Below are 10,571 nucleotides of genomic sequence, written 5' to 3' on the forward strand. Positions count from 1 at the left end.
CCGCAGAACGCTGTTGGCGAGCTGCTGCGGGTGGGCGGTCTTGGGGCTGACGCTCAGGGTCTCGTGGGTGTCGTAGGCCGTGGAGCCGTCGCCAAGGTCGCGGCCGTCCGAGCCGCAGCAACTCCCAGCGGGCCGGCTGCGGCCGCCTGCGATGCAGCGGCTTCGTCCCTGGTCACGGGGTACCGCCGGTGTCAGGAGGCTGGGGCTGCGAGGAGGGCGGCGGGGCGGACGCTGTGGGGGGCGTGGTGGGGGCTGGCGGTCTGGGGTGAGGGCGAGAATGCGGCGGGTCGGACTGTGGTCGGCGTGTGCGCCAAGCCCAGGTGGCTGAGGAGCTCCGTGGCCGCGCTGTGCCCGTCGAGGAGGGTACGCAGCGTGTGCAGGGTGAGGTAACGGTAGCTCTGCGGGGGGTGGAAGCCGCCGGTGTGGCGCAGGTGGGCGAGCGGCACAGTGTCGGTGAGCGGCTGGGGGGAGTCCAGGAGGAGCGCGGAAGCTTGGGTGGCGCCCTCCATATAAGTCATGTATTCGGCTTTTCTGATGCCGCAGTTACTGCGGTGGCGGCGCCAGATCTGGGCGGGAGCGGCGGCGTCCACGCCGGTGAGGCGGGCGGTGCCGGTCAGTGCCATGGTGGGTGACGTGGCGTAGATGATGACGGGGGTGCCGGGTGGGACGGCGACGCGCTGGCGCCGTAGTTCGACGGTCTTTTCGCCGTTGAGAATGGCTGTGGCGAACCGCGGGTGGAGCGAGAGCAGCAGGGCTCGTTCTGGCGTGTTCACCGCAGTTGGTGGCCTTCCTTGTACAGGTCACGGAACAGGTCGGGAGAGATCTTGAGGACCGACTGTACGTTGATGTTCTGTCCGTTCCGAGCGCCGAGCTCCACAAGTCGCCTGTAGCTGACGGGAGATGGAAAGAGCCCAGTGTCGGAGAAGCGCAGGGCCATCGCCCGACCGCGCTCGTCGCAGGCGGAGCGGACGTGCTCGCGTTTGTAGACCCCGAGGTGCTTGAACTGCCGGTACAGACGTTCTCCGTCATCAGTTACGCACTGGTCCAGGCGGGAGCAGCCGATCACTGCGGACACGCTGGCGCTCTTGTCGGTGCTGGCGTACCAGAGGATGCGGGCGGGGGCGGTCTCGCCCCGGGGGCGCGGGGAACGGTAGTACACATGCTCGCGGCTGAGCCCCAGCTGGTCGTCGCGTGACAGGAGCCCTTCGGGATAGCCGAACAGCTCGTAGGCCCAGGCCGGGCGGACAGGCACGAGGAAGACGGGCAGTTGCGCGTCGGTGATCTTCACGGGCCACCAGGCATGTTCGACCGCTGATGCCGCCGCTGCGGGCAGGGAGGCGGTCAATGCCGGCAGCTCGATGCCGAGCCGCCCGCTGATCGAAGCCACCCGGTCATCGAGCGCAGCACTGTCGCTGATCTGGTCGAGGACCAGGGCAACGAGCCCGGTGCCGGTCGGCCGGAAGGCGTCCTCCTCAGCGGCTGCCCGAACGGCGCGCTGCGAGTGGGGGTCGGTCAGCCGAAGAACCTCGAGGCTTTCGGCACGGCACCGCTGGCGCAGCAGGAACAGCAGCTGCCGGGCGAGGGTGGCGCCGAGGGGATGCTGCTCGTTCACACGCAGCAGCGGCACGCGCAGTTCGCCGTCGCGAGTTTCGTGACAGTAGGTGGCCAGCAACTGGCCGTCTTTGTCGACGATCTGCTGCCGGATCCACTGGTCGGGCCGGGCTGCGAAGTCACGCAGCCGGGCCTTGAACGCCTTTTGCCTCTCCCCACCGGGCTTGTTGAGGAAGACCAACTGTTGCTGCTCCTGCCCGGAGGGCACGGCTGTGGTTGTCAGTGCGGTGCCGAGAAGACTGCCGGGCTGGTAGGCCTGTGTGCGCTTCAGCTCGTCGATGGCCACCACACTGTCGGCTGGCCGCAGGATCCGCACACCGCACACCTTCTCCGCCACCGGGCTGAGCTCCAACAAGCCGGCATCACGCGTGATCAGCAGCTGTAGGCCCGCCGCGTGGGCCTGGATGACGTAGGCAAGGTCTCCACGGTCGTTGACGGTGCGGGGCAGCTCCAGACCGAGATCTTCCCAGGCCGTCTCGGTCAGGGTCCGGAGCATCCGGTCCTGATCGAGCTGCTCGAGCGGGGGCTGGCGGTAGTGGGAGAGCGCGTTGATCTGAATTCTGCGCTCAGCGGCGTCCCGGACGGCGTGGATCTCCTGGACAAGCTGGGGCAGGACAACCAGTTCGAGCAGGTCCACCAGCCACTGCGCGGACAGAGCCTTGGTCTCCTCCGCCCCGTTGCGCTCATAGCTGCTGTGCAGGTCGGCAAAGACATTGCAGTCCATCGCCGCAGTCGCCAGCGCGGGGGATTCCAGATGGGTGAACAGATCGGGGTGGCCGTGGCTGCGCCACCACACCACGAGCGGTTCGCGCGCTCCGCCGCGGCCATCGACCTCGGTGCGCGCCTGGAAGCCCAGCCGCGTCCACATCTTCTCGAGACCGTAGTCCTTGCGGCACTTGAGCAGGATGCCAAGCCGGTCGGCATGCCGTTCGGAGATGGCCTCGACCAGACGTCTGTTGATGCCCTGGCCTCGGTGGGTGTCGTCGACGCACAGATGCGTCAGGCGCACACGGTCACCTGGGAGGCCGTACAGGGCGTAGCCGACGAGTCGCGTGTCCTCGACGGCGGCCAGAAGAGTGCCCCCCTCGGCGGCCTGGTGGAACGCCGCATGCGGCAGGAACCCCAGGGTCCTACGGTTGCGGTTGCCCAGGTCGATGACAGCCGCCAGTAACTCCCCTTCGTTGGGACCCACTGCCTTGATCTGCACCAGCATCCCCGGCCCCCGTCTGATGATCCGTTAGGCACAGAGTGTGGTCGTCTTGGTCATCTTTGTCAGCCGAAAGTGCCGCACTTCCCTCACTAGAGGCTCAAACAGGCCGGAAAACGGGGGGTCTTGGGGGTGACAGCCGCCTGCGCAGGCGGCTGTCACCCCCAAGACCCCCCGGTGCGGTGCGGGGTCAGCCGATGATGGCGTGGAAGAACATCACGCCGGCTCCGAAGCCGGCGCCCGCGGCGAGGGCGGCGCCGGGCAGCGAGCGCTGGGCGAGGTAGGCCAGCACGCCGGCACCGGTGCCGGTGAGGACGCCGAGCAGGAGCACGATGGCGCTGCGCAGGCCGAGCAGCGGCTGACCAGCGGGCTGCTGGGTGTCGTGGGTCATGGTGAAGTCCGTTTCTCTTCGCGGCGTTACGCCCCTGTTGGGACGTGTAGTCGTGAATGCTCTAGCCGCTGGCCGCCGCCTTTCCCTCGCTCATGGGGCTGTGATGTGAGTCACATTATTTTTCTGTGGTTTGGACGAGGGGAGGTGCGCAGCTGGTGCCTATGACCTCTGCGACAGGCTCCAAAACGGGGCCCGTAGGGGCGGCAGAGTGCAAGGGAGCGAGCGTGCCGGATGAGATGTGCCTGGGGGGCGCCCCTCAGGGCCTCTTGCGGGAGGACCAAGAGCTCGAGGAGCTCAGCACCGCAAGCCTGTCGAGCCTGGAGCACACGCTCGTCGGGAACCATTCGGACGAATCCGTTTCTGTTGCGCGCCGTACCGCCGATGCCCACATCGTCGACATCCTGCGCGCCGACAACTTCCAGGGCCCGCGCTACGAGAAGACCACCACCCGGCTGATGGAGTACGGGTGGCTGACCATCAACAAGTGGACGGGGACCGGTGAGATCTTCGCCCAGTCCCGGCGAGCCGGCCGGCCCGTCCCGCTCCGCATGACCGCACCTGACTGGGACGCCGACGCGCGCTCCGAGGTCGCCACCGAGACCGTCGTCGCCGGCCTGGACCTGTTCCTCGAGCACGGCCTCATCCGCGGAAAGTGGAACCCGTACGGCGGCGCCAGCCTGGCCACCTACTTCGTCGGTGCCTCCATCCGCTCCTTTCGCACCGTCTATACCCGCTGGTTCCGCGGTGTACAGATGGGGCAGGCTGAGCTGGACCTGCCCCCAAGTGACCCGGACGGAGCGTCCAGCGACCGGGACATCCCCGATCAGCGCGCGACTGACCCCTTCTACGCCGCAGCCACCCACGACGAAATCAAGCGCATCCTCCCGTACATCACCGACACCAAGGTCCGTAGAGGCCTCGCCCTACGCGCGTTGGGCCACACCCAGCAGCAGGCTGCCGCCGAGGTCGGGCTGACCGAGAAGGCGCTGGAGGGCCGCATCGGCCGGCTCCGCGCCCGCATCCTCACCGACCTGGCCGAGAAGTCTGACCTCGGGGAAGAGGGAGCACGATGACCGTCCGGAAGGGCGAACCTATGGACCACCTCGCTGCGACTGATGAAGAATTCGACGCGCTGCTCGACGCCTCCAGTCTGGGAGCCCCGCACGTCGTCTCCGCCTCCGGCGACATTCCCGCCACCGCTCGGCGCTGTATGGCACACGCTGCCAGCCAGCCGCAGAGGTGGCCCGGCATGCCCGACAACACCTCACACCCACAGCAGAACGACGAAGCCGACAGCCGCCCTGCCGCGCCCACGGATACGGAACGGGCAGTGCAAGAAGTCCAGCCGATTCCCCGTGGGGCCCTGCTCGGGGCAGCAAGCAACGGCAAGAGCGCGATCTTGGCTGCCCTCTTCGCCTATCGGTGGCACAGCCTCGGCAGCAGTCGTCAACCGCTCCCGCTACAGCCCTGGTCGGAGCACGCCACATCCGGCCTACTCCGCAGCACACTGTGGCCGACGGGCGGACTCGACGAAGCCGTCAGGGCAAGCAGAGTGCAACGCGGCACCTCCCGCGGCGACGGGACGTTGATCTTCTACAGGCGCCAGGAAACGCAGCCGTGGCCCAACGTGTTGGTCTCTGCGCTGCGCAACCCAAGCGGCGAAACACGGGCGATCCTTCCCTTCACCGGCGTCTGCCGGAAGGTAATGCAGCAACTGCTCGCGCCTGACATCCAAATGCACACATCCCTTCCCCCCCACACCCTCGGCTGGACGTGGACGGAGCGGAAACAGCAGAGACTACGAAACCTGCGGCATGCGATCGAGCCATGGGTGCACCCTGTGCAACCCTTGTTCAGTACTACGCCAGCAGGTCTTCTCGTGCGTCCCGCACCAGTCGCACGCCTGCACATCGCGCGCTTCACCACTGACGCCTACATGGCGGTCGGCGGCGGACTGCTGGTCCCGAAGACAAATGGTGCGCCTCAGTACCGTCCCTGCGCCCGAGACAGCAGCAGAAGAGGTCGTGACCGGAAGCAACTCGTTGGCGCAGGCAGCATGACACTGCGGCAGACGTTGGTTGACGGGGCATACGAACTGTCCGCAGAACTACCTATGTTGTTGCACCTCGAACCACGTGAGTCACTGACGTTGACCTCAAGCTTGCACACCCGGCTGACATATCGCGTATCTGATCCCTACGCAGTGGAAGCGTGCTTTCGGGCAGACGACCAAAGCGAAACAGTGTGGATCTTTGCCCGGGACTTGCTGAGAGAGGGACTGGAAGGCAGAAACGGGCTCGGCGATGTCTCTGTCTGGCCCGACGCTGCGAAGGGAGCACGAACAAGAGTTTTTGTCCGGCTCTCCTCTCCGGAGGGATCCGCGCTGCTGTCCGCTGCGTACGCCGACATGCGAGCGTTCCTCGAAGCTGGCAGCAGCCTGGTCGCCTACGGCGCAGAGCATTCGCATCTCTTGCCAGCGCTCAACGCATTGGAGGCGACGCTAGGAGAGCTGGCACGGCCTGGCCTGTGCGACTAGACAGTTCAGTGGCACCTATCGTGCGGTCGACTCGACAGTGTGCCGAAGCACGACAGGTGTCACCAGCGCGGTCCGCTGACCTCTGGCTGAAGCCACTACGAAGCAGCGTGACTGTCACCAACGAGGCCGTGTTGTTGTCATCGACGCCGGATTGGCACGCGTGTTGTCACTACCTGCGGCGGAGCCCTGCCCCTGCGATGGACTCGAGTGGAGACCGCCCTGGTCGCGTGCCGGAGGAGCCCGAGGTCAGTCGGGAGGGGGTTGGGTGGGCGGTGGCCCGATCGAAGTCTGCTCGTGGCCCCCTGCCCATTGGCTGACCTGTTCGGTGCCCACTTCTTCAATGGCGGCGAGCAACAGGGCCCGCGCTTGGTCGTCCCGCTCGCCCACTGAGAGCAGCCGGTAGCGGTTGACCCCACGGCGCAGGGACTCCCGGGCCTGTGCCGCCAACACCCAGCGTGGACCAGGGGCGAAGACCTGGCGGAACCCGGTACAGAACAGGGCGACCCCGGCAGCAATCGTCGTCACCCACGCTGGGGCGTGTAGGCCAGCTGCTACCACCGTCGCGGAAGCGCTGGTCAGCGCACCGAGTTCGATCGCGCGGTGCGCGCGCCGCGCGGCATCTCGCCTGCGCTGGTAGAACGCCAACTCCTGCTCGGCCAGTGCAAGCAGTGGGTCGGAGGCGGAGGTCCAGGCATCAGGGTCCGGAGTCGGTCTGCGCATGCCAGCATCATCATCACCGGCGCGGGTCGGTGTCAGCCGATTCGTCAACACGCAAGCTCATCAGCCCCAAGGCCGATCTTGGTGCCAGCAAGCCTGCCTCTGTGACTCCTATCGCGCTTCGGCACAGACAGGTAGGTGCCGGGCCTGCGGCTGGTGTCCGGTCAGTAGTCGAGGTCGAGGTCGAGGTAGTCGATGTCGTTGAGAGTGACATCGGAGAGACCTGCCGCTCGGTGTCCGCCGTCCTGGAAGTAGATCTCTTTAACCGGGCCCGGGTCTCCACCATCATGATCCCACCGGATGCGGCGGCCTGCTTCTGCCGACGTTTGCGGACCATGTGCTGCCAGCGCTGCCGTACGGCGTCGTCGATCTTCGCGGCGACGTCGGCGCGGGCGTGCTTGCGGGCGCCGCGCCGGTAGCGGTTGACGGAGCCGGCGGTGACGGACTACCTCTGCTGCTGGTACTGCCCGGCCTTGCGGCTTCTGCGCGAGGGATTCCTGGTTGCCGACCGGCCCAGCAGGAGCTGGCCCTTCGTCGCCGCCGACGGGTTCCGCTACACCACGGACGGCAGGATCCCGGTCTGCGTGCATCCGGGCCGGGTAGGGTTTCAGCCGGAACGGACAGCCCCTCCGCCCGCCTCCGCGCTGGCGTCTGATCCGGGCCTGGACCCGGCGCAGACTCCGGCTGGGCACCGCCGCTGGTGGTGGCGGAAGCGGATGCGCCCTCGACGACGTGTACGGCACCAAGTCGGCGGATCTGCTGGCCGAGTACGGCGGCCGCCGAGTCCTGGTCGAGGTGAAGTCGGCGAACAACCGAGCAGCGCAGAGCCTGCCCGACAAGCTGCTCAAGCACCTGAACACCTGGCCCGGTCTGACCGGGACCGAGCCTGTTGACGGCGGCGTCCTGGTGGTGAACCACCAGATCAAGCTCCCACCCGCGCAGCGGGACGCTGAGGTCTACACCGACCGCGTGTTCGCCGACGCGCTGACCGTGCCGGTGATCGGCAGCGCCCGTCTGTTCGACTGGTGGCGCCGCGAAGACTGGGATGCCGTGCGACACGCCGTCTTCGGCGACACCGGCGGCGCGCAGCCTTCCGAGCTCGTCGTGCCGGATGCCGATCCGAAGGCGTCCGGGCGGACCGACCTGCTCTCGCGCCTACGCCGGTAGCCGGCAAATGCCTGAGCACGAGGGGCCACAACGTCTACCGCCAACGAGCACTACTCTGCTGGCGGTTCTGAATCATTCGGGCGGAGCGTGCGTCCGAGCGGATTGCGGGTGAGGGGCGTTCTCAAAGGTCGTGCAGGGTGGCTTCAAGCGCCTCCACGATGCCGCCGTGGGCTGCCGGTGCGACCCTGTGAGCCCGCCCTACGGGGGCGGGGGCCTGGTCCGCGATGCGGTCCAGTACGCGCACGAAGTTCTTGTCTGCGGTGAGGAAGGCCTCGCAGTCCGGCAGGTAGGCGGCGTGCTGGACGTCGATGGGGTTTCCGTTGGTGATTTTCATGTCCGCCTGCACGGTGTCGGCAGCCCATCGGAGCCAGGTGCGCGGCATGTGCGTTGCTTCCACCTCGTACAACCAGAACCGGTTGAAGGCCTCCCGTGAGGCGCACATGGCGTGGAGGTCCACCCGTGCGCCTACCCAGTCGGCGTAGGTGGTGTCTTCATGCGTGAGAGCGGCCCGACGGCCCTTCCAGAAGGCAAGCCAGTACACCTCCTGGCTGTAGGGCCGCCATGCCGCGATCTTCTCGCCGGGCACCCATCCGGCCTGCTGCTCCGCTGTCGTCTCCTCACTCGGTGACAACGTGATCATAGAGAGGTCACGCAGATTGAACTTGCCTTCCCGCCAGACCTCTTGCTGCTCCTTTTGATTTTCGACGAGGAGCTGCACCGTGCGTGCGGTTCGCCGGGCCGGCTCCGCGACGCGCAATCGTTCGTGCTGCTCCAGAGCCTCCCGCCAGACTCTCTTGGTCCAGTACGTGCGCCATGTCGCCTCGCGTCCGGTGTCGGGAACTGCCCGCAGCCATTCCGGGTGCAGCCGCCGCACCTCTGAGATGACCTCGGCGCCCTCCCGGTCGGCCTCGCTGCGCAACCGCTCGTCCGTCGCCGTCATCATGGCCTCGATGATGGCCGCCCGTATATCCGAACGGGGATGCTGGAGCACCTCGAGCAGGACGCTCGGAGCAGTCACCACCCGGTGCCCAAGGGAATGGGTAAGCGCCCTGAACTGCTTCCCCGCCCTCGCATCCCCCAGGTAGGACCAGATGTTGTTGTCGAGCATGATTCTCACGCCGCCGCCCTTTCCTTCGGACTCCTACCTGCACTCGCCGCCTCCGGGGGGCTGTAGAAGCTTCTCATCTTGGCAGTTCAGCCACTGCCTTCGTCCCTCACCGAGGAACCCTCGGTTTCGACGTTGACGACCAACTGACAGCTGGACCTCACCGGTTCCGGGCCGGGAAGGAAGCGGCTCGTGGCCCGGCGTCGCTTCTCGGGACCGTCCCTACTGCATCGCCGCGTAGTCGTTCGGGGCCTTGCGGAGGATCTCGATCATCTGGGCCTCGGGCAGCTTCCGGAATGCCACCGCGGACGAGTGCGCGATCTTCCGGAAGAGGATGTCAGAAGGGATCGGCGGAAGGCCGGCGAAGAGGGGGTGACGTTCCGGTCCGGCGCCTCGCTGAACTCACGGTGCAGCAGCCACACCGTCTCGGCGAACAGGGGGCACGCGGTCTCGTGCTTGCTCCACAGGCACCGCAGCGCGTCGCCGCCGGAGTCCCGGTTGATGAAGCCCCAGACGTACGACATCTCGGCCGTCTTATCCGGGAGCTTGTCATCGTTCAGGTAGCGGACCCACTCATTCAGGATGTCCTAGCGCAGTGCGCTGCGATCAGGCTCGTCGGTGCTTTGCTCGGTCGTAAGCTGGAGAAGGGCTCATCATCAAAGGTCATCCGCCGACGGTAGCGAGAGAGCACCGCCACGCCACAGCGCCCGCGCGTCAGCACGAACGAGCGCCTCCGCGACGCTTCCCTTGGCGCTACTCTGGCTGTCCGAGCGTGACCGCAGGAGGGGCAGATGGCGCACGAGGACTGGACCGTGGACCTGCTGCACGTTGGCCTGCCCCACTCGGCGTCCCGGCAGCAGCTGCTCCAGGACGTCAACCTCACCTCGATCGAGGACCTGCCCGCAGTCCTCGACGGCTGGGCTTCGGCCGCCGAGCAGCTCGAAGCAGCCCGCCCCCGCATCGAGGCCGCCCGCGCCCACATGAAGACGCGCGGCGCTCTCCCTGACGACCTGGAGACCAGGGACGTCACCGCCGACGTGCTCAGGGACGCCGAGCCGCGCCAGGGTAACCAGGGCGACCGCAGCCGGGGAGCGGTGTGACCTACCGGCTCAACTTCCCCACCGACGTCTTCGACACCTACAAGCAACTCCCCGAGCTCGCCCGGCGGGACCTCGCACTCGCCCTGATCGACGCCCAGCAGGACCCGCTCGCGTAGTCGCCGTACGGGCAGGACGACGGCATCATCCGTACCGTCGCTCAGGGCCACGTCACCGCGGTGATCCTCCTCGGCCACGACACGGCCACGTCACCGCGGTGATCCTCCTCGGCCACGACACGGCCACGATGACCGTCCTCACGATCGCGTATGCCAGCACGGCCAACGCGTAGCCCGAGACCACCTGAACCCATCAGCTCAACACAGATCAGTACCTGGATAGTTGTCCAACGAAGCCGAACCGACATCATCCGGAACCTCTCACCCGCACTCCTCCAGAATCTCCATCGCCAGAGGCACCACCCCGAAATCCGGATTCCCCGAAAGTTCTCCCTTAAGGAAGCACCCGAGCCCTCACCCTCGCAGCTAGCCCCGCGAAGCGGGTAAGGGTCAGGGAGCGCAGCGGACGGACCCTCAAGGTTCCGGGAACCGGAACCGCCTGAGGCTGCGTCAGCAGCCTCGTTTCCCTGGAGCAACGCGGAAGGGAAACCAGTCGAACTCGAAGCGCAGCGCAGAGTTCGACAGCCGCTGCTTCGCAGCGGCTGTCACTTGGTCAGACCGAGCGCAACGCGCGAGGTCCCCCTTGGAGCCTGCGCAGCAGGCTCTTACCCGCTCCGCGGG

The 10,571-nt window shown here is 67.0% G+C and carries 9 protein-coding genes and 1 pseudogene; 4 read left to right on the top strand and 6 right to left on the bottom strand.

What is annotated here, in order from left to right; all coding sequences use genetic code 11:
* Positions 1 to 191 precede the first annotated feature (191 nt).
* The 3 genes from IE145_RS27660 to IE145_RS27670 form a co-directional block, all read right to left on the bottom strand.
* On the bottom strand, positions 192 to 773 hold the full coding sequence (locus tag IE145_RS27660; protein ID WP_189528176.1) for an ASCH domain-containing protein: 582 nt from the start codon (positions 771 to 773) through the stop codon (positions 192 to 194).
* Positions 770 to 2,824: a GNAT family N-acetyltransferase gene (locus IE145_RS27665; protein WP_229825880.1), complete on the bottom strand. Its 2,055-nt coding sequence runs from the start codon at positions 2,822 to 2,824 to the stop codon at positions 770 to 772. Before IE145_RS27665 ends, IE145_RS27660 begins: the two co-directional genes overlap by 4 nt.
* 184 nt (positions 2,825 to 3,008) lie before the next feature.
* The gene (locus tag IE145_RS27670) at positions 3,009 to 3,209 is read right to left on the bottom strand and encodes a hypothetical protein (protein WP_189528177.1); all 201 of its coding nucleotides are present in this window, start codon (positions 3,207 to 3,209) and stop codon (positions 3,009 to 3,011) included.
* Positions 3,210 to 3,433: 224 nt separating this feature from the next.
* Here IE145_RS27670 and IE145_RS27675 point away from each other — a divergent pair, with 224 nt between their 5' ends.
* Together IE145_RS27675 and IE145_RS27680 are read left to right on the top strand one after the other, a co-directional pair.
* Complete coding sequence (locus tag IE145_RS27675; protein WP_229825882.1) at positions 3,434 to 4,282, top strand: hypothetical protein; 849 nt, start codon at positions 3,434 to 3,436, stop codon at positions 4,280 to 4,282.
* A gap of 176 nt (positions 4,283 to 4,458) precedes the next feature.
* Positions 4,459 to 5,745 carry an SsgA family sporulation/cell division regulator gene (locus IE145_RS27680; protein ID WP_189528178.1) on the top strand — a complete coding sequence of 429 codons (1,287 nt, stop codon included), beginning with the start codon at positions 4,459 to 4,461 and terminating at the stop codon, positions 5,743 to 5,745.
* A 246-nt stretch (positions 5,746 to 5,991) separates the two neighbouring features.
* Here the strand turns inward: IE145_RS27680 and IE145_RS27685 are convergent, their stop codons facing one another.
* A complete protein-coding gene (locus IE145_RS27685; RefSeq protein ID WP_189528179.1) occupies positions 5,992 to 6,465 on the bottom strand; it encodes a DUF4231 domain-containing protein in 474 nt (157 codons plus the stop codon).
* 161 nt (positions 6,466 to 6,626) lie between these two features.
* A pseudogene (locus IE145_RS33540) lies at positions 6,627 to 6,904 on the bottom strand (telomere-protecting terminal protein Tpg); the annotation flags it as partial.
* Between the two features lie 290 nt (positions 6,905 to 7,194).
* On the opposite strand from IE145_RS33540, the gene IE145_RS27690 reads away from it, so the two are divergent.
* Positions 7,195 to 7,629, top strand: coding sequence for a hypothetical protein (locus IE145_RS27690; RefSeq protein ID WP_229825883.1), 435 nt, complete (start codon positions 7,195 to 7,197; stop codon positions 7,627 to 7,629).
* 121 nt (positions 7,630 to 7,750) lie between these two features.
* Here IE145_RS27690 and IE145_RS27695 read toward each other — a convergent pair whose 3' ends face one another.
* Entirely contained in the window at positions 7,751 to 8,746 is a 996-nt protein-coding gene (locus tag IE145_RS27695; RefSeq protein ID WP_189528180.1) for a hypothetical protein, read from the bottom strand.
* Between the two features lie 779 nt (positions 8,747 to 9,525).
* Between IE145_RS27695 and IE145_RS27700 the strand changes: the two genes are divergently transcribed.
* Positions 9,526 to 9,834 (top strand): hypothetical protein, encoded by a 309-nt coding sequence (locus IE145_RS27700; protein ID WP_189528181.1) that lies wholly within the window; start codon positions 9,526 to 9,528, stop codon positions 9,832 to 9,834.
* The last annotated feature ends 737 nt before the right edge of the window (positions 9,835 to 10,571 follow it).

Source organism: Streptomyces sindenensis (genome assembly GCF_014649035.1).
In the GTDB taxonomy this organism is placed as follows: Bacteria; Actinomycetota; Actinomycetes; order Streptomycetales; family Streptomycetaceae; genus Streptomyces; species Streptomyces sindenensis.

Coding starts and splice junctions, on each gene's coding strand:
- IE145_RS27665 (WP_229825880.1), bottom strand. CDS start 2,824: ATGCTGGTGCAGATCAAGGCAGTGGGTCCCAACGAAGGGGAGTTACTG.
- IE145_RS27670 (WP_189528177.1), bottom strand. CDS start 3,209: ATGACCCACGACACCCAGCAGCCCGCTGGTCAGCCGCTGCTCGGCCTG.
- IE145_RS27680 (WP_189528178.1), top strand. CDS start 4,459: ATGCCCGACAACACCTCACACCCACAGCAGAACGACGAAGCCGACAGC.
- IE145_RS27685 (WP_189528179.1), bottom strand. CDS start 6,465: ATGCGCAGACCGACTCCGGACCCTGATGCCTGGACCTCCGCCTCCGAC.
- IE145_RS27700 (WP_189528181.1), top strand. CDS start 9,526: ATGGCGCACGAGGACTGGACCGTGGACCTGCTGCACGTTGGCCTGCCC.